General features: G+C 56.5%; 23 protein-coding genes. 6 read left to right on the top strand and 17 right to left on the bottom strand.

The features are described 5' to 3' along the window. The first annotated feature begins 2 nt into the window (after positions 1–2). Together citX and citG are read left to right on the top strand one after the other, a co-directional pair. A complete protein-coding gene (gene citX, locus ACOT1A_RS18420) occupies positions 3–542 on the top strand; it encodes a citrate lyase holo-[acyl-carrier protein] synthase (protein ID WP_022649366.1) in 540 nt (179 codons plus the stop codon). Continuing rightward, a complete protein-coding gene (gene citG, locus ACOT1A_RS18415; RefSeq protein WP_276170185.1) occupies positions 520–1,323 on the top strand; it encodes a triphosphoribosyl-dephospho-CoA synthase CitG in 804 nt (267 codons plus the stop codon). Before citX ends, citG begins: the two co-directional genes overlap by 23 nt. A 79-nt stretch (positions 1,324–1,402) precedes the next feature. Here citG and ACOT1A_RS18410 read toward each other — a convergent pair whose 3' ends face one another. From ACOT1A_RS18410 to mutY, 4 genes are all read right to left on the bottom strand, one after another. Next, positions 1,403–2,659, bottom strand: coding sequence for a nucleoside permease (locus ACOT1A_RS18410; protein WP_022649364.1), 1,257 nt, complete (start codon positions 2,657–2,659; stop codon positions 1,403–1,405). Between the two features lie 280 nt (positions 2,660–2,939). Beyond that, a complete protein-coding gene (gene mltC, locus ACOT1A_RS18405) occupies positions 2,940–4,016 on the bottom strand; it encodes a membrane-bound lytic murein transglycosylase MltC (protein ID WP_032621902.1) in 1,077 nt (358 codons plus the stop codon). A gap of 124 nt (positions 4,017–4,140) precedes the next feature. Continuing rightward, a complete protein-coding gene (locus ACOT1A_RS18400) occupies positions 4,141–4,413 on the bottom strand; it encodes an oxidative damage protection protein (RefSeq protein WP_003862425.1) in 273 nt (90 codons plus the stop codon). Positions 4,414–4,439: 26 nt separating this feature from the next. Then, entirely contained in the window at positions 4,440–5,492 is a 1,053-nt protein-coding gene (gene mutY, locus ACOT1A_RS18395) for an A/G-specific adenine glycosylase (RefSeq protein ID WP_276170184.1), read from the bottom strand. Between the two features lie 144 nt (positions 5,493–5,636). On the opposite strand from mutY, the gene trmB reads away from it, so the two are divergent. The 3 genes from trmB to ACOT1A_RS18380 are packed head-to-tail and all read left to right on the top strand — an operon-like array spanning position 5,637 to position 7,456. After that, positions 5,637–6,356 (top strand): tRNA (guanosine(46)-N7)-methyltransferase TrmB, encoded by a 720-nt coding sequence (gene trmB / locus ACOT1A_RS18390; protein WP_022649361.1) that lies wholly within the window; start codon positions 5,637–5,639, stop codon positions 6,354–6,356. Next, positions 6,356–6,682: a YggL family protein gene (locus ACOT1A_RS18385; protein WP_003862421.1), complete on the top strand. Its 327-nt coding sequence runs from the start codon at positions 6,356–6,358 to the stop codon at positions 6,680–6,682. Before trmB ends, ACOT1A_RS18385 begins: the two co-directional genes overlap by 1 nt. 57 nt (positions 6,683–6,739) lie before the next feature. Next, positions 6,740–7,456 (top strand): DUF2884 domain-containing protein, encoded by a 717-nt coding sequence (locus tag ACOT1A_RS18380; protein WP_022649360.1) that lies wholly within the window; start codon positions 6,740–6,742, stop codon positions 7,454–7,456. Positions 7,457–7,539: 83 nt separating this feature from the next. Here ACOT1A_RS18380 and ACOT1A_RS18375 read toward each other — a convergent pair whose 3' ends face one another. The 6 genes from ACOT1A_RS18375 to ACOT1A_RS18350 are packed head-to-tail and all read right to left on the bottom strand — an operon-like array spanning position 7,540 to position 11,255. After that, positions 7,540–7,878, bottom strand: a complete 339-nt coding sequence (locus ACOT1A_RS18375) for an endonuclease domain-containing protein (RefSeq protein WP_023298571.1) — start codon at positions 7,876–7,878, stop codon at positions 7,540–7,542. A gap of 56 nt (positions 7,879–7,934) precedes the next feature. Continuing rightward, positions 7,935–9,083 carry a radical SAM family heme chaperone HemW gene (hemW, locus tag ACOT1A_RS18370; RefSeq protein WP_022649358.1) on the bottom strand — a complete coding sequence of 383 codons (1,149 nt, stop codon included), beginning with the start codon at positions 9,081–9,083 and terminating at the stop codon, positions 7,935–7,937. Next, positions 9,076–9,669 (bottom strand): XTP/dITP diphosphatase, encoded by a 594-nt coding sequence (locus ACOT1A_RS18365; protein ID WP_022649357.1) that lies wholly within the window; start codon positions 9,667–9,669, stop codon positions 9,076–9,078. Before ACOT1A_RS18365 ends, hemW begins: the two co-directional genes overlap by 8 nt. Positions 9,670–9,672: 3 nt before the next feature. Then, positions 9,673–9,969: a DUF167 family protein YggU gene (gene yggU, locus ACOT1A_RS18360; protein ID WP_022649356.1), complete on the bottom strand. Its 297-nt coding sequence runs from the start codon at positions 9,967–9,969 to the stop codon at positions 9,673–9,675. Continuing rightward, positions 9,966–10,532: a YggT family protein gene (locus ACOT1A_RS18355; RefSeq protein ID WP_003860024.1), complete on the bottom strand. Its 567-nt coding sequence runs from the start codon at positions 10,530–10,532 to the stop codon at positions 9,966–9,968. The genes yggU and ACOT1A_RS18355 overlap by 4 nt, the downstream gene beginning before the upstream one ends. A gap of 21 nt (positions 10,533–10,553) precedes the next feature. After that, the gene (locus tag ACOT1A_RS18350; protein WP_171932611.1) at positions 10,554–11,255 is read right to left on the bottom strand and encodes a YggS family pyridoxal phosphate-dependent enzyme; all 702 of its coding nucleotides are present in this window, start codon (positions 11,253–11,255) and stop codon (positions 10,554–10,556) included. Between the two features lie 17 nt (positions 11,256–11,272). Here ACOT1A_RS18350 and ACOT1A_RS18345 point away from each other — a divergent pair, with 17 nt between their 5' ends. Further along, positions 11,273–12,253: a type IV pilus twitching motility protein PilT gene (locus tag ACOT1A_RS18345; RefSeq protein ID WP_276170183.1), complete on the top strand. Its 981-nt coding sequence runs from the start codon at positions 11,273–11,275 to the stop codon at positions 12,251–12,253. 10 nt (positions 12,254–12,263) lie between these two features. Here the strand turns inward: ACOT1A_RS18345 and ruvX are convergent, their stop codons facing one another. The 7 genes from ruvX to galP all read right to left on the bottom strand — a co-directional run bounded on the left by ruvX (position 12,264) and on the right by galP (position 17,832). After that, positions 12,264–12,680, bottom strand: a complete 417-nt coding sequence (gene ruvX / locus ACOT1A_RS18340) for a Holliday junction resolvase RuvX (RefSeq protein WP_006811925.1) — start codon at positions 12,678–12,680, stop codon at positions 12,264–12,266. After that, positions 12,680–13,240 carry a YqgE/AlgH family protein gene (locus tag ACOT1A_RS18335; RefSeq protein WP_022649353.1) on the bottom strand — a complete coding sequence of 187 codons (561 nt, stop codon included), beginning with the start codon at positions 13,238–13,240 and terminating at the stop codon, positions 12,680–12,682. The genes ruvX and ACOT1A_RS18335 overlap by 1 nt, the downstream gene beginning before the upstream one ends. Positions 13,241–13,314: 74 nt before the next feature. Beyond that, a complete protein-coding gene (gene gshB, locus ACOT1A_RS18330) occupies positions 13,315–14,262 on the bottom strand; it encodes a glutathione synthase (protein ID WP_003860032.1) in 948 nt (315 codons plus the stop codon). 31 nt (positions 14,263–14,293) lie between these two features. Then, the gene (gene rsmE / locus ACOT1A_RS18325; RefSeq protein WP_003860033.1) at positions 14,294–15,025 is read right to left on the bottom strand and encodes a 16S rRNA (uracil(1498)-N(3))-methyltransferase; all 732 of its coding nucleotides are present in this window, start codon (positions 15,023–15,025) and stop codon (positions 14,294–14,296) included. A 51-nt stretch (positions 15,026–15,076) separates the two neighbouring features. Beyond that, entirely contained in the window at positions 15,077–15,784 is a 708-nt protein-coding gene (gene endA, locus ACOT1A_RS18320) for a deoxyribonuclease I (RefSeq protein WP_022649352.1), read from the bottom strand. 94 nt (positions 15,785–15,878) lie between these two features. Further along, positions 15,879–16,376 carry a SprT family zinc-dependent metalloprotease gene (locus ACOT1A_RS18315; protein WP_023298567.1) on the bottom strand — a complete coding sequence of 166 codons (498 nt, stop codon included), beginning with the start codon at positions 16,374–16,376 and terminating at the stop codon, positions 15,879–15,881. A gap of 58 nt (positions 16,377–16,434) precedes the next feature. Continuing rightward, positions 16,435–17,832 carry a galactose/proton symporter gene (galP, locus tag ACOT1A_RS18310; protein WP_023306911.1) on the bottom strand — a complete coding sequence of 466 codons (1,398 nt, stop codon included), beginning with the start codon at positions 17,830–17,832 and terminating at the stop codon, positions 16,435–16,437. Positions 17,833–18,106: the final 274 nt, after the last annotated feature.

Raw genomic sequence — 18,106 nt, 5'->3', positions numbered from 1 at the left:
ATATGACTATTGCGACACCCGTGCGGACGGGTGTCAGCCTGGACGCGCTGCTGGCGGCGAAAGAGCGCCGCGCAGCCCGTCAGGCTGACTGGCTTACGCACCATCAACAACCGGTGATCTCCCTAACGCTGGTCACGCCCGGGCAAATTAAAGACAGCCTGCGCTATCGCAACACCATGGGCGTGGCGTTACAGATGTGCGACCAGCTGCTGTGGGAAAACCGCTGGCAGGTGCTGGACCGCCAGGTGCTCTGGCTACCCACCGGACCTGAAGCGCTGTGGTGCGTCGCGCATCCGGCGGCGGAAATTAAAGCGCACTGTGCTGAACTGGAGCAGACGCACCCGCTCGGCAGACTGTGGGATCTGGATGTGATCTGCCCTGAAAACGGCCACGTTGGCCGTCAGTCGTTGGGTTCACACCTCAGGCGCTGTCTGATTTGCGACGAGCCTGCCCACGCTTGTTCCCGTTCTCGGCACCATCCCGTTGAGCAGGTGGTTTCCCGCGTGGAGAAAATGATAGATGACTGGTTTGCTCGCGACTAAACCGCGCCCGGTTGATGTTCCTGCGCTTGCCGCAGAGGCGCTGTGGCAGGAGCTGGAGCTGACGCCCAAACCGGGGCTGGTGGACAGGCTCAATAACGGCTCCCATCGCGATATGGACCATACCTTATTCCTCCGCAGCATTGCGGCGATTACGCCGTGGTTTGCCCGTTTTGCGGAACTGGGTGAAGCACATGCGGAAAAACCTGCTGGAGAGCAGCTACGGATTATCCGCCCGATGGGAATGGCCTGTGAGCAGGCGATGTACGCCGCCACGGGCGGGGTGAACACGCACAAGGGCGGGATTTTTGCCCTTGGTTTGCTCTGCTTCGCCGCCGGACGTGTGAAAAATATCTCTGCGGATAGCCTCTGTTGTGAGGTAAGTAACATCTGTCGTGGGCTCGTGGCGCGGGAACTGGGCGGGCGCTGCGGGCAGGCAACGGCGGGAGAGCGACAGTTTCAACAGTACGGTTTAACCGGCGCGCGCGGTGAGGCAGAAAGCGGCTTCAGCACGGTGCGTAAGGCGCTGGCGCAGTGGAAGGGAAACACCCTTCATGACCTGTTATTGCGCCTGATGGCCATCAACCAGGACAGTAATCTCGTTTCGCGCGGCAGCACTGAAGGGCTGCGCTACGTTCAGGGCTACGCGCGGGAATTACTGGCTAACGGCTGGGACTGCGAGGCGTTGCTGAAGATGGATAAGGCATTGATTGAACGCAATCTGAGCCCGGGCGGCAGCGCGGATTTGCTGTCGGTGGGGTGGGTGCTTTCTGGAATAAAATAGCCGGGTGGCGGCTACGCCTTACCCGGCCTACGGTCTGGTTTTGTAGGCCCGGTAAGCGCAGCGCCACCGGGCACAACAATCAATGCGCGATCGGCTGTGCACCGTGCGGCTCGCGCACGTGCTTGTACTTGAACAGCACGATGAACGCGAAGAAAAGCACCAGTGAGTACCCGGCGAAGATCAGCCACACTGGCTGCCAGTTGGTGATGCCGTTGGTGGTATACATCTCAACCACTTTACCGCTCACCACGCCGCCCAGAATACAGCCGAAGCCGTTGGTCATCATCAGGAACATGCCCTGCGCGCTGGCGCGAATTTCAGGTTTCACCTCTTTTTCTACAAACACCGAGCCGGAGATGTTGAAGAAGTCGAAGGCGCAGCCGTAAACAATCATCGACAGAACCAGCAGCACGGTGCCGAACGCGCTTGGGTCGCCGTAGGCGAACAGACCGAAGCGCAACATCCAGGCAGCGATACTGATCAGCATGACGTTCTTGATGCCGTAGCGGCTCAGGAAGAACGGGATGGTCAGGATGAACAGCGTCTCAGAGATCTGCGAGATGGACATCATCACCGACGCGTGTTCAACGATAAAGCTCCCGGCAAACAGCGGATCGTTATCGAAGCTGTGCAGGAAGGTATTACCGAACATGTTGGTGATTTGCAGTTCCGCGCCCAGCAGCATGGAGAAAATAAAGAAGATCGCCATGCGCTTGTTTTTGAACAGGGCGAAGGCGTCCAGGCCAAGCATGGTGCTCCAGCTCTGGTTTTTCTGCTGGTTAGAAACCGGAATGGTGGGCAGCGTCAGGGTGAACAGCGCCAGCAGCACGGAGAGCGCGGCACCAATATACAGCTGCATGTGGCTCAGCTCGAAGCCCGCGAAGCTCACGCCCCACATTGCCATGATAAAGCCGATGGTGCCCCAGATACGGATTGGCGGGAAGTCGGTGACGATATCCAGACCGGCAGATTTCAGGCGGTAGTAGGAGATGGTGTTGATCAGGCCAAGCGTTGGCATATACGCCAGCGAGTTAAGCAGGATCACCATAAACATCGCCCCCGGCGTGGTCACTTCGGCCGCCATAAACAGCGTCCCCGCACCCACCAGATGGCAAAGCATATACAGCCATTTCGCACTTAACCATTTATCTGCCACGATACCGAGCAGCGTTGGCATGAAAACAGCCGCAATACCCAGCGAGCTGTAGACGGCACCGATTGACGCACCATCGAACTTGAGCGTCACAAACATATAGGAGCCGAGTGTAGTCAGCCAGCTACCCCACAGGCAGAACTGCAGAAACGACAAGATTTTAAGCTGCAGCTTAAGGTTCATGTTACTTTCCTCACAAGTGAGCGGGAGATATGTTGTTATAGGAACATTCAGGGTTGTTATTTGATGCAATTCTATCAGTTGGCAACGATATGTTTTGTTACCTCCCGCAAAAAAATGCAATCCACATTAATTTGCAGTTTGGATTGTGATGCAAATAGCATTTTTGTATGGGTGGGATGAGATGGGTGCGGTCTGATGCCCCCTCACCCCAAAGGGGAGAGGGAACTTGAACACCCTCTCCCCATTGGGGAGAGGGTAGGGTGAGGGGTGGTGTTGGTTTCTAGCGGCGACGGTAGTTCTTCTGCGCCGTATTCACCTTATACAGATAGCGGCGGGATTCCGCAGACGGGTGGCGAGTGGTCAGCGTGGAGTACACGTCCCCCGGCGCCATGCTGTTGATGATGTTCGCGGCCTGAACTTTATCGTTCGAGAAGACGCGCAGGACGCTGCCCGCACCGCCGTTGTAGGCGGTGATCACCGCATAGCGACGTGAAGTCGGGTTATCGATCCCGCCGAGATAGACATTGTTCAGCATCGCCAGATAGGCCGTGCCGGTATCAATGTTGCTTTGCGGATCGAACAGGTAGCTGCGGCTCGGCGTACCGGATTTCCCCTGCGCGCGGAACACGTCTTTACCGGCGCTGTGCTGCACAACCTGCATCAGCCCCAGCGCGTCGGAACGGCTCACCGCATACGGGTTGAACGAGGATTCGGTCTGCATAATCGCCAGGATCAGCGACTCATCCACGCCATACTTACGCGACGCCTGACGCACCATGCCCAGATACTTATGCGCACGCTTGTCGAGGTGGTTCGGCACCAGGTTGATCGTAACGCTATAGATCACCTTCAGGCCATTGGTGCGGCTTTTCAGGCGCGTTTGCAGCAAATAGTCTGCGAAGTTCGTCGCGCGACCTTCCCAGCGAATCGGCTGACCGGTCTGGTCAACGACCTGCCCATACAGGAATGGCTCTTTGGAGATAGTGATGTCATCGGCATCAGAGTAGAGATCGATAGATCCCGGATCGTCGCCCATCAGCAGGGTTTTGATGATGGCCTGACGTAAATGCGCCGCAGGTTCAGTCCCCGCGATGGTTTCAATCGTAATCGTACCGTCATCGAAGTTGATGTGGCTACGGGTCTGATAGGCGTCGGTATACTTAACGTAGTCCTTCGGTCCGGCAATAAGAACTTCGTTAAATCCCCATATGTTCTCGATGTTATGGGCAAACTGCCCCATCAAAATGTCAAAACCGTTGGTGTCCTTAACCCAGGCTTCGTTATAGCTATCGCCCTTTTTGGAAGAACAAGACACAAGCAACGGCGCAACAAGTGCTAGCGCTAATAGTTTTTTCATCATTCCGGGAGTGCGTGTTGTGTTTGCTTTGAGGTTGCTGTTGCCGGGTGGCGCTGCGCTTACCCGGCCTACATAACCGTAGGCCCGTGCAAGCGCAGCGCCGCCGGGCAGCAGCCGCAGAGTATTATTTTTCCGGTGGCGTATAGCCTTCGATGTGGACGTCTTTACCCTCGAACAGGAAGTTCACCATCTCCTGCTCCAGCAGCTTGCGGTGTTCCGGGTTCATCATGCTGAGCTTTTTCTCGTTGATCAGCATGGTCTGTTTTTTCTGCCACTGTCCCCAGGCTTCTTTGGAGATCTCGTTGTAAATGCGTTTACCCAGGTCGCCCGGGTAGAGCTGGAAATCCTGGCCTTCAGCGTCGCGCTGCAGGAAAGTACAAAAAATGGTTCTGGCCATACTCATTCCTCTTTGTCTTGCCGATGCTAAACCATTGCACCGACACGTAATTGCTGTAACAGGCGCTCCACGGGAGCCGCCAGCCCGACTGATGGCGGTTGCGCTAAGTTATACCAGAGAGCGGTGCCTTCATCCATGCAGGAGGTGAATGAGGACACGGGAAGCCACATAGGCACAATATCCAGATGGAAATGGCTGAAGGTATGACGGAACGCGTTCAGCTGCATCAGGGTATCGGCCGCAATGCCGCGCTGTTCAAGCCATGCCCGAAGCGAAGCTTCATCCTCAAACTGTGGGAAGCAGTATAGACCACCCCACAGGCCACTCGGCGGGCGCTGGGCGAGAAATACCTCGTCGCCATGCTGCATCAGCAGCATGTACCCGGTGCGTTCAGGCAGCGTCTGCTTCGGTTTTTTCCCCGGATACTGCGCCCAGGAGTGGTTCGCATAGGCCACGCAGAGGTTATTTACCAGGCAGAGTTCGCACTTCGGTTTTGAACGGGTGCAGACCATCGCGCCCAGATCCATCATCGCCTGGTTAAAACGCTCCACCCCTTTCGCCGGAGTGACCGCTTCACTGATCTCCCACAGGCGCTTCTCAACCTCTTTCTTGCCCGGCCAGCCTTCTACGGCGTAGCAGCGTGCCAGCACGCGCTTGACGTTGCCGTCGAGAATAGGGAAATGCTTGCCTAAAGACAGGGAAAGGATTGCGCCTGCGGTTGAACGCCCGACGCCGGGCAAATCCGCAACCTCGTCAAAGGTCTCCGGGAATTTACCGTTGTGGCGGGTGGCGACCTGCTGTGCGGCTTTGTGCAGGTTGCGCGCACGGGCGTAATAGCCGAGGCCTGTCCACAGGTGCAGTACCTCGTCTAATGGCGCGTTGGCCAGATCGGTGATTGTCGGGAAGCGCGCCATAAAACGCTCGAAGTAAGGAATGACCGTCGCGACCTGCGTTTGTTGCAACATCACCTCGGAGAGCCATACTTTGTAAGGCGTTTTTTCAATTTGCCAGGGCAGGGTTTTACGCCCGTATTTGTCGTACCAGTCCAGCACCTGGGCTGAAAATTGAGAGGCTTGCATGGTCATCGATTCGCTTAATCAGGGAGGCAGATTGCAGCACAGCGTCAATCTGCTGTAAACCGGATCTTTCCCATGCTTGCATAGAAGCCTTAACTTTGGATAATGCCCGTTTCCCGTACACTCTCACAAGCAGACAACTCTTTTATGAAAAACGACGTCATTTCACCGGAATTTGATGAAAACGGTCGCCCGCTGCGCCGTATTCGCAGCTTTGTCCGCCGTCAGGGCCGCCTGACAAAAGGGCAGCAACACGCGCTGGACAACTACTGGCCGGTGATGGGCGTTGAGTTCAGCGAGCAGCCGCTCGACTTTACCGAGCTGTTTGGCCGCGATGCGCCAGTGACGCTGGAGATCGGTTTTGGCATGGGCACCTCGCTGGTCACTATGGCGAAAGCGCGCCCGGAGCAGAACTTCCTCGGTATTGAAGTGCACTCGCCAGGCGTCGGTGCGTGTCTGGCAACGGCCCACGAAGAGGGCGTTGAGAACCTGCGCGTTATGTGTCACGACGCGGTGGAAGTGCTGCATAAAATGATTCCTGACAATTCTTTGAACATGGTTCAGCTCTTTTTCCCTGACCCGTGGCACAAAGCGCGTCATAATAAACGCCGTATCGTTCAGGCACCGTTTGCCGAGCTGGTGAAAAGTAAGCTTAAGCTGGGCGGCGTCTTCCACATGGCGACCGACTGGGAACCTTATGCGGAACACATGCTGGAAGTGATGTCGTCGCTGGACGGGTATAAAAACCAGTCTGAAAGCAACGACTACGTACCGCGTCCGGATTCACGTCCGGTGACAAAATTTGAACAGCGTGGCCATCGTCTTGGTCACGGCGTATGGGACTTAATGTTCGAGAGGGTGAAATAATGGCAAAGAATCGTAGCCGTCGTCTGCGTAAAAAGATGCACATCGAAGAATTCCAGGAAGTGGGTTTCTCCGTTGCCTGGCGTTTCCCGGAAGGCACCAGCGTTGAGCAGATCGATCAGGACGTTGATGCGTTCATCAACGAGGTGATCGAACCCAACAAGCTGGCCTTCGACGGTAGCGGCTATCTGGCGTGGGAAGGTCTGATTTGCACCCAGGAAGTGGGGAAATGCACCGAAGAACATCAGGCGCTGGTACGCAAATGGCTTGAAGACCACAAACTGGAAGATGTCCGCGTCAGCGAACTTTTCGACGTTTGGTGGGACTAATAAAGCAAGAACGGGGCCAGCATTAGCTGGCCCATTTTGTCTGAGGGAGTGTTGAAGATGCGTAAAACGTTGCTGGCGGTTGCTTTACTGGCAATCGGAACCACCGCCCATGCGGAGTATAAATGTAGCGTCACCCCGCGTGACGACGTGGTATTAAGCCCGCAAACCGTGCAGGTTAAAGGCGAGAATGGCAATCTGGTGATCACGCCGGATGGCAACGTGACGTTTAACGGCAAACAGCAAAACCTGACGGCCGCCCAGCGCGAGCAGGCGATGGACTACCAGGCCGAGTTGCGTACCGCGCTGCCATGGATAAACGATGGCGCGCTGACCCGCGTTGAGAAGGGCCGCGTGGCGCTGGATAAAATCATCACCAAAGAGGTGGGGGAGAGCAGCAATATGCGCACCCGCCTGACGAAGCTGGATAAACAGCTGAAAGAACAGATGAACCGCATTATTGAGACGCGCTCTGATGGCCTGACGTTCCACTATAAGGCGATCGATCAGGTGCGAGCCGACGGTCAGCAGCTGGTGAACCAGGCGATGGGCGGCATTCTCCAGGACAGCATCAACGAGATGGGCGCCAAAGCGGTGCTGAAAGGCGGCGGTAATCCGTTGCAGGGTGTACTGGGTAGCCTGGGCGGACTGCAAACCTCGATTCAGAACGAGTGGAAGAATCAGGAAGCCGATTTCCAGCAGTTCGGCAAAGACGTGTGTAAACGCGTGGTGTCCCTGGAAGACAGCCGGAAGGCGCTGGTGGGGACGCTGAAGTAACGCCTCTGCGCGTAGGGCCCCTCACCCCGGCCCTCTCCCCAGGGGAGAGGGAGTAACCAGTTCCCTCTCCCTGTGGGAGAGGGTTAGGGTGAGGGCATCAGGCATTGCAATCGTTGCAGAATAGCCATCAGCATCTCCTCCTCATTAGCCCTGAATTCATGATTCCAGAACCGTACGACTTCCCAGCCGTTCGCATTCAAAAACTCGGTGCGACGAGAGTCATAGGCCTCTTTATCCTGATGTTGCCCCCCGTCCAGCTCAACAATCAGTTTCGCCTTAAAGCAGGCAAAATCCACGATGTACGGCCCAACCGGCATCTGTCGGCGAAACTTATACCCAAAGAAGCGGCGACCTCTGAGCAGATACCAGAGGCGTAATTCTTCGGGTGTCATTTGTTTGCGGAGTTGTTTTGATTTTTCCATCCCCACACTCTGCCAGCCTTTCCCTCAACCAGCAGAACGGGATGTAAAATCCTGAATCAGCCTTCAGGATTTTCAGCGAGGAACAGCTCAAGAAGGGAGTTTAGGAACAGCTTACCGTGCTCGGTGATCTGCCAGTACTCATCACACTCGGTCAGATACCCCTGCGCCAGCGCCTCGTCAATCTGCGGACGAATCACCGACTCTGACAACCCGGTGTAGAGCGCAAACTCCGCGCGCGGTGCGGCTTCCAGCAGACGGAAGCGGTTCATAAAGAACTCAAACGGCTTATCCACCGCCTCGACGTCATGCTGACGCTCCAGGTAGCGGCCTTCCATAAACCCGCGCGGATGACGCGTTTTTGCAGTGCGCAGAATGCGCCCGTCCGGGAAGGTCACTTTGCCGTGTGCCCCGCAGCCAATCCCCAGATAATCACCAAAGCGCCAGTAGTTCAGGTTGTGCTGACACTGATAGCCCGGCTTCGCATACGCCGAGGTTTCGTATTGCTGATACCCCGCCGCGGTCAAAAGCTGGTGGCCCTGCTCGAAGATATCCCACAGCGCGTCATCGTCCGGCAGCACCGGAGGACGGGAACCAAACAGGGTGTTCGGTTCAATGGTCAACTGATACCACGACAGATGCGGCGGGTTCAGTTCAATTGCCTGACGCAAATCGTCCAGCGCTTCTTCCAGCGACTGATCCGGCAGGCCGTGCATCAAATCGAGGTTAAAACTGCGCAGCCCAAGCCCCGTTGCCAGGTTCGCCGCGCGCTTTGCCTCTTCCGGGCCGTGAATGCGCCCCAGACGCTTCAGCTTTGGCTCGCTAAAGCTCTGCACGCCGATGGAGATACGGTTCACGCCCGCGCGCTGATACTCGACAAAACGGTCGGCCTCAACGGTGCCCGGGTTGGCTTCCATCGTAATTTCAGCATCCGCTGCCAGGTTCAGGCGTGCGCGCACGCCGTCCAGCAGCGTCTGCATCGCCGGGCCTGAAAGCAGGCTCGGCGTACCGCCACCAATAAAAATGGTCTTCACTTCACGTCCCTGTGCGTACGGTACATCGGCATCCAGATCGGCCAGCAGATGCGCGACGTAATCATCGTGCGGCACTTCGCCCTTCAGCGCGTGCGAGTTGAAATCGCAGTACGGGCATTTCTGCACGCACCATGGGATGTGAATATAAAGACTCAGAGGCGGCAAATTAGCCATTACGCAGTGCTTCCAGTAACAGTTTCAGGGCGCGTCCACGGTGGGAGATCGCGCTTTTCTCTTCGCGGGTGAGTTCCGCAGCGGTTTTGCCCTCGGTCGGGACAAAGAAAATCGGGTCGTAACCAAAGCCGCCGTTGCCCGCCGCTTCACGGGTGATCACGCCCGGCCAGCTGCCGTGACAGACAATCGGCGTGGGATCTTCCGCGTGACGCATGTACACCAGCACGCAGTGGAACTGCGCGGTACGCTGTTCGTCAGGGACGTCGTTCAGGGCCACAAGCAGCTTTTCCAGGTTCTGCTGGTCGGTGGCGTCCACCCCGGAATAGCGGGCGGAGTAAATCCCCGGCGCACCGCCCAGAAAATCCACGGCCAGACCGGAGTCATCGGCAATCGCGGGCAGCCCGGTGATCTGCGCCGCATGGCGCGCTTTCAGAATGGCGTTTTCGATAAACGTCAGGCCGGTTTCTTCGGCGGAGTCCACGCCCAGCTCGGTCTGAGCCACCACGTCCAGCCCAAAATCATGTAATAGTGAGGCCAGCTCGCGCACTTTACCGGCGTTTCCGGTGGCGAGAACAACTTTCTGCATGGTTTAGTCCTGTTTTGTCAGAGCCGCGACTTCCGTCGGGATAGATTGCGGGTTAAGGATTTTTACCTGTTTATGCCGGCCAAGTTCACCTTTCTCAATGATGACCTGGCTTTTAGCGACGCGAAACTGTTTTGCCAGATATTTGGTCAGATGCGCATTCGCCTGGCCGTCAACGGGCGGGGCAGTGATGGCGACTTTTAGCTCGTCGCCATGCAGCCCAACAATGCTGTCGCGGCTGGCTTTCGGCTGAATGTACAGCCGTAAAACCAGCCCGTCGGCGCAGGGGCTAACTGCACTCATAACGCCATCCACAGCCCCGGCAGCAGCATATTACCCGTCGCCTGTAACAGTTCCGCGATACCCATATTCAGCACGTACAGTAGCAGAACGAGAAGCATCGGGGAGAAGTCGATTCCGCCCATCGCAGGCAGCAGGCTACGGATCGGACGCAGTAACGGTTCAGTCAGCTGAATCAACGCGTACTCCACCGGGCTACGGCCCCGGCTTACCCAGCTCATAATCGCCATCACCAGCAGGACCCAGAAGATCAGCGAGCCGACGGTTTTAACCAGGATCAGAACGGCTGAAATCCAGATAATCGGCTGGAAAGTGATGACCATAAACAGCACGATCGCTTTGATAACGCTCAGAATAAACGCCATCAGCAGAGATGAACTGTCAATCGGCCCCATTGCCGGAATGATGCGGCGAAGCGGCCCCACAATGGGCTGCGTGATTTTCACGATAAATTGTGAGAATGGATTGTAAAAATCACAACGGGCCCACTGCATCCAGACGCGCAGTAGCAGCGCCATCGTATACAGTTCAATGACCGTTGAAAGCAGGAAAGTCAACGTCTTCATGGCGTTCCTCAGGTTTCCTTATTATTGGGTGTAATCGCGCGCACCGAAAATTGCTGTGCCGATGCGCACCATGGTGCTGCCTGCCGCGATGGCGGCTTCCATATCGTCCGACATGCCCAGAGAAAGCGTGTCTACCGTGTTATAGCGCGCTTTAAGCGCCTCAAATGCTACAGCCATTTGCTGTGCTACGGCAAACTGCCTTTCATAACTTGACTCTGGTGCCGGAATGGCCATCAGCCCGCGCAGGGTTAAGCGCGGCAGCGCCGCCACGTCCGCCGCCAGCGCATCCAGTTCGCTCAGCGTAATGCCGGACTTGCTGTTTTCATCACTGATGTTGATTTGAATCAGCACGTTAAGCGCTGGCATCTCCATAGGGCGCTGGTCGCTCAAACGGGTAGCGATACGCAGACGATCGATGGTGTGACACCAGTCGAAGTGCTCTGCTACCAGACGGCTTTTGTTCGACTGTAGCGGACCGATAAAGTGCCACTGCAGGTCTGTATTTCCCCGCTCCCGGAAAGCGCGAATCTTATCTACGCCTTCCTGCACATAGTTTTCACCAAAGGCACGATGACCGGCGGCTATCGCTTCTGCGATGGCGCTCGCAGGCTTGGTTTTGCTGACTGCAAGCAACGTAATTTCTTCTGAAGCACGGCCGCAACGCGTTGCCGCGGCTGAGATTTTGTCCCGGACCTGTGCCAGGTTATGCGCAATGTCGTTCATTTTCCGAGGAGTTGTCTATGGATGTGGAAGAAATTGTGACCCTTAGTGTAAAGCATAACGTCTCCGATCTACACCTGTGCAGTGATTCACCACCGCGCTGGCGCAGGTCAGGCCGTCTTGAACCTGCGCCGTTTCCGCCCCCCGATGTGGAGGCGTTATTAAAAGCGTGGCTCAACGACGAGCAGCAGGGTGCCTGGTGGGCAAACGGGCAGGTAGATTTTGCCGTTACCCTCACAGGCGGTCAGCGGCTGCGCGGCAGTGCGTTTAAGCATATGCACGGCGTTTCGATCGCGCTACGCCTGTTGCCGCTGACGTGTCCGCAGCTCTCTGCGCTAGGCGTGCCGCGCGCGATCCCGGAGCTTTTGTCCAATGACAATGGCCTGATTCTGGTCACCGGCGCCACCGGCAGCGGGAAATCGACCACCCTGGCCGCGATGGTCGATTTTCTCAATCACCATACGGACGGGCACATTCTGACCCTGGAAGATCCGGTGGAGTTTATGTACCAGAGTCAACGTTGCCTCATCCGGCAGCGGGAGATAGGCCAGCATAGCCCGTCCTTTGCCGAGGCCCTGCGCAGTGCGCTGCGTGAAGATCCGGATGTGATTCTGCTTGGTGAGCTGCGCGACAGCGAGACGATACGCCTGGCGCTGACGGCGGCTGAGACTGGCCATCTGGTGTTGGCCACGCTGCACACGCGCGGTGCGGCGCAGGCGATCGAGCGCCTGGTCGATACCTTCCCGGCGCAGGAGAAAGATCCGGTTCGTAATCAGCTGGCGGGAAGCCTGCGTGCGGTACTGGCGCAGAAGCTGCGTCAGGATGTCCAGGGCGGGCGCGTGGCGCTGTATGAGCTACTGGTGAATACGTCGGCGGCGGCAAACCTGATCCGCGAAGGCAAAACCTGGCAACTGCCGGGCATTATTCAAACGGGGCAGCAGGCGGGGATGCAGAACTTTGAGCAGAGTCTGGCGGAGCGACGGGCGCAGGGGCGGCTGTAGGCCCCGGCGCTCAGTAACCCTGTTCGAAATAGCTTTCGAGGATAATGACGGCTGAAGCTGAATCCACGCTGCCTTTGTTCAACGCCCGGAAGCCACCGTGCTCGAACAGGCCAGCGCGTGCCTCGACGGTGCTCAAACGTTCATCGTGCAGCTTAACGGAGACACCAAAGCGGCCATGAATTTTGTTCGCGAACTTGCGTGCGCGGGCGGTTAGCGGTTGCTCGGTGCCGTCCATGTTCAGCGGCAGACCGACAATCACGTCGTCCGGCTGCCACTCTTTGAGCAAGCGCTCAATAAGGTTCCAGTCCGGCGTGCCGTCGTTAGCTTTCAGCGCTGTGAGCGGGCGGGCGGTGCCGGTGATCCGTTGACCCACAGCGACGCCGATGCTTTTGGTGCCGAAGTCAAAGGCGAGAAGGGTGCCGCTCATTACGCGTGCCCCGCAACGCCAGGCATGGTCAGAATATCAATGCCAATCAGTTTTGCCGCGTCACGCCAGCGATCGGCGATAGGGGTTTTAAACAGGATATTCATATCCGCAGGGGCCGTCAGCCAGGCGTTGTCCAGAATTTCTTGTTCCAGCTGCCCTTTTTCCCAGGAAGCGTAGCCGAGCGCAACCAGCACCTCAGAAGGCTGATTTGCCGTGCCCAGTGTTTCGAGCACATCGCGAGAGGTGGTGACGACGGTGTTATCGGAGATACGAATGCTGGACGAGAAAACCGGCGGGGTATGCAGGATAAAGCCACGATCTTCTGCAAGCGGTCCGCCGAGCATCACCGGTTTATCAAGACGGATTTCCGGCAGCCGCGCTTCAGCAGGGATTTTCAGCTTGTCCAGAATGCCTTCGACCTGAAGGTTTTCCAGCGGCTTATTGATGATAATCCCCATTGCGCCGTCTTCGTTGTATTCGCAAATATAGACCACGGCGCGGCGGAAAATCGGATCCTGGAGAGCAGGCATGGCAATAAGAAAGTGATGCTGTAAATTCATTGTCAGAGGTACTGTTTCCTGGTTTAAAAAGCGACAGCGCCCAGTATGGGGATAAACACAGGCGCTGTCACAGGTTATTTCTGTAAACGTTTTTCGATAGCGTCCATCAGCATTCCGGTGATCGAGATCGGGAATTCCGCTTCGATCTCACGAATGCAGGTCGGGCTGGTGACGTTCACTTCGGTCAGACGATCGCCGATGATATCGAGGCCAACGAAGATCAGGCCTTTGGCTTTCAGCGTAGGGCCGACGCGGCGGGCAATTTCCCAGTCGCTTTCGCTTAACGGACGCGGTTCGCCACGGCCTCCGGCCGCCAGGTTGCCACGGGTTTCACCACCCTGCGGGATACGCGCCAGGCAGTAAGGCACCGGCTCGCCGTCTACAACCAGCACACGCTTGTCGCCGTCTTTAATGGCCGGCAGATAGTTTTGCGCCATGCAGTAGCGGGTCCCCAGCTCGGTCAGCGTTTCGGCAATTACGCCAATGTTCGGGTCGCCCTCTTTCACGCGGAAGATCGATGCGCCGCCCATGCCGTCCAGCGGCTTCATGATGATGTCGCCGTGCTTCTGCCAGAATTCTTTCAGCTGCGTTTTGCTGCGGGTGACCAGCGTTTCCGGCGTCAGGTCAGAGAACCATGCGGTATAGAGCTTCTCGTTGCAGTCGCGCAGGCTCTGCGGCTTGTTGACGATCAGCGTGCCTTTCTCTTCGGCACGCTCAAGGATATAGGTGGAGTAAATGTATTCGGTGTCGAACGGCGGATCTTTACGCATCAGGATGACGTTAAGGTCGGCCAGGGCAATATCCTGCTCGGTGCCGAATTCGTACCATTTTTCGTAGTTCTGCTCGACGTTAACGATGCGGGTACGTGCGCGGGCTTCACCGTTGATCAGGTACAGATCGTTCATCTCCATATAGTGGAGTTCATAGCCGCGACGCTGCGCTTCCAGCAGCATAGCGAAGCTGGAATCTTTCTTAATGTTAATGTTTGCGATGGGGTCCATCACGATGCCGAGCTTAATCATGTTCTTCTCCGGTTATGGGTCAGGCTTTGCTTCAACCCAGATCGCCAAATCGCACCTGTAGGGCGGTAATGGCGGTGAGTGCCGTTGTCTCAGTGCGCAGAACGCGAGGTCCCAACAGAATATCAGTAAACTGGTAACGCGCCGTCATGGCGATTTCGTCAGCCGACAGGCCGCCTTCCGGGCCAATCAGCAGGCGTACGCGCTCAACGGGCAGCGGCAGCGTATTGATGCTGGCGCTGGCGCGCGGATGAAGATTAAGCTTAAGCCCGCTTTCCTCTTCTGCACACCAGTCCTCCAGATCCATCGCCGGGCGGATCTCCGGGATGCGGTTGCGGCCACTCTGTTCACAGGCTGCAATGGCAATTTTCTGCCACTGCTGGATCTTTTTGTTCAGACGTTCCGCATCCAGTTTAACGCCGCAGCGCTCAGAAAAAAGTGGCGTAATGAGGCTTACACCCAGTTCAATGGATTTCTGAATGGTGAACTCCATCTTTTCCCCGCGCGACATCACCTGGCCAAGGTGAATGTGCAGCGGGGATTCCCGGTCGTCCACGTCGCCACGCAGCACCTTCACGTGCACGCTTTTTTTATCGGCGCGCGTAATTTCAGCGTCAAAAATCTGATTAGAGCCGTCAAAGAGCTGAATCGCCTGGCCTGCGCCCATGCGCAGCACGCGGCCTACGTGGTTTGCGGCATCATCAGACAGGGCGATTTCGCCGCCTGGGGTAATCAGTTCAGGGTGATAGATGCGAGGGATGCGCATAGTCAGAAATTCCATGTGTCATGCGATATAAGCGAATTGCCGTAGTGTAGGTTAGCTCTTTTGCGCCTGGCAAGCCCGCTGGACGTAAGGGTTGTGATTCCCCTGGACTTTGGCGATACGTTCGTCGCGCTGGCATTCCCAGTCCGTCACCGGGTAGAGCTTGTCCCAGGCATTGAAGAGCTGCGTCTGCTGGCGGGAAAGGTTGAGATCGTAGCGGTCGCGCATATAGAAGTAAGTGCGGGCGATGCTGCCGCGCGCGCGGGCAGGCGGTTCGGCGAGTTTCTCTTTGAAATCGACCTTCATGGCGCACTGACCGTACTGGCCTTCGCCACCGTTCCACTGGCTGTACATGAAGTTTCCGCGGTCGCCATTGACTTCACCCACGGCGGGTTGCAGGTTGTGCATATCGCTTTCCATCTGGCGGTAGACCGGATCTTTTGCGCAATTTTTACGTCCACCGTCCTGCCAGCACTGGCGCTGGTGGCCAAACTGCCAGGCCGGAACAACGTGTTCCCATTCGATTCGGCTGGCGCGGTTCTCGTTCTTGCGCACCTTATAGCCGCAGGATCCCAGATCCACGACCCCTTTCTTACCCTGCCAGTTAATTTTACAGCCGCAGTAGAAATCACCCGGTACGTCGGCGTTAATCTTTACGCCTGCGGTTTTTGCCTGTGAGAAACTGTGAATACCGTCGGCCAGAGCATGGCCGGAGAGCGCCGTCGCCAGAAAAGCGACTGCGAGAGAAACATTACGGGACATCTTACACTCCGTGTCAAAACGAGCCCGCAACGTAACGAATGTTGTTCCCGTATGCAATCAGTCAGATCAGGAAAGTTCCTGAAAGTTCGAGCGATTATTCCGCCACCAGTGGTTCGCCGCACTTTACGCAGCGATAGGTAGCCTCGCCGCGCACCACGCGGTTGTGACGGCGGACGGTAAGCTGGTGCTGCTGGCACTGGCAGCGGTAGGGAAACGTATTGCGGCGTACCGATTCCAGCTCGAACTGGTGGGTGCGGCGAGCCGGAACGCCGAGCACCGCCTCCATCATCCATTTCCACTCTTTGCCGTGCGGCGCGACGCGGCCAAAGTGTTTCCACACCAGAAGGTGGGCCAGCTCGTGCGGCACCACTTCTTCGATAAACGCCTGCTGATTTTCCATCAGCAACACCGGATTCAGGCGGATCTCATACGATTCCAGCCAGGCGGTGCCCGCCGCGGTGCCACGCTGCTGATAGACCAGCTTCGGTTCAGGATAATTGCGGCCGAGCTTCAGGTTGGCCTGGGCAAGTTTTTCCCGCAGGCTGCGCATGACGGCTTGCTGAATGGCGATGGGGAGACGGGGAGATTTCATAGGGGCAGAGCATAAAGCGGGAAGCGGGGAGGCGCAAGAGGCGCCTCCCGCAGGAGGATCAGTCGTGTGCGCCGATTTCGCGCAGAGGACGACCTTTCATCAGGTTACGTTCAATGTGTTCCAGTGAAACATGTTTGGTTTCAGGAACCAGCCAGATAGTGAGAACAATAAAGAACAGGTTCAGACCGGCGTAGACCCAGAAGGTATTGGCGTTACCCAGGGTATTGAGCATGGTCAGGAACGTTGCGCCGACGATCATGTTGGCAATCCAGTTGGTTGCGGTAGAGCAGGTGATACCAAAATCACGCCCTTTCAGCGGCTGGATCTCAGAGCACAGTACCCAAATCAGCGGACCGGCGCTCATCGCAAACCCAATAATAAACATCAGCAGCATCGCCACGGCGAAGTACTGTGCCGTTGGGGAGTGAATGCCCATGTGCATCATGGTACCCAGCACGCCCATCCCGATGGCCATCACCAGGAAGCCCAGCGTCAGGGTTGGTTTACGCCCCCAGCGGTCCACCAGACCGATAGCGATAAAGGTCGCCAGCACGTTGGTCAGGCCGACGATCACGGTGCCCCACATCTGTTCGGTGGTGTTGGTGTAGCCCGCCAGTTCGAAGATTTTCGGCGCGTAATACATGATGACGTTCATCCCGGTGAACTGTTGCATGATCTGTAACAGCACACCGAGGAACACCGCGCGGCGGAAGTTGCTGTTCTCTTTGAACAGCGCCCAGCCGGACTGTTTGACCTTCAGGCTTTCGCGGATCTCTTCCAGCTCGTTTTTGGCTTCGGCGCTGGTATCACGCAGGCGTAAGAGCACGCGTTCGGCATCGTGGAAGCGGCGTTTGGCGGCGAACCAGCGCGGGCTGTCCGGCAGGAAGAAGACACCAATCAGCAGCAGAATGGCCGGAATGATGATGACGCCCAGCATCCAGCGCCATGCGCCGCTGTAGCTGAAGGCGGTATCGGAAAGATAAGCCCCCAGAATACCGATGGTGATCATCAGCTGGTACATGGAAATCATGCTGCCGCGGATTTTTTCCGGTGCGATTTCAGACAGGTACAGCGGGGCAGTATAAGACGCCACGCCCACTGCCAGACCGAGCAGCACGCGGGAGAGGATCAGCACTTCAACGTTAGGCGCAGCGGCAGAGAACAGTGAGCCGGCAACGAACAGGATCGCGCCGATCATCAGGCTCTTTTTACGCCCGAGCTTAAAGGAGAGCCAGCCGCTGCCGACCGCGCCGACGGCGGCACCGAACATCATGGAGCTGACCACCCATTCCTGAGTGTGTGCGCTAATCTGGAACTCATCGGTGATGAAAGGTAATGCACCGGCAATTACGCCAATATCCAGGCCAAAAAGTAATCCTGCCAGAGCGGCGAGGAAGCAGACGAAGAACGTCATTGCCTTATTGGACGTACGCCCCTGTTTATTATTGTCAGGCATTATGCCCTCCAGTTGGGTTATCAGTTTTTACGATATTAAGAGTAGGTGAGCGGCTCATAAAAATATGTGAGTCAAATCACAACGGTGTAATCGGTTACACTAGTTTGTAACCGTAAAAATAATTAAAGCTTTGAAAATATAGAGGTAAATTAATTGATATGCATCGCGTTTGCACAAATTTCAGACTTAACTGAAAGGGAATGTAACAGCAGAAGAAATGCGATCATGCAAAGAGAATATTCTGAAAGCGGGGTATAGAGAGTGAGGTGTAAAC

Source organism: Enterobacter cloacae complex sp. SYL003 (assembly GCF_049236925.1).
Taxonomy (GTDB): Bacteria; Pseudomonadota; Gammaproteobacteria; order Enterobacterales; family Enterobacteriaceae; genus Enterobacter; species Enterobacter intestinihominis.
This window is presented reverse-complemented; position numbering and strand designations above follow the sequence as displayed.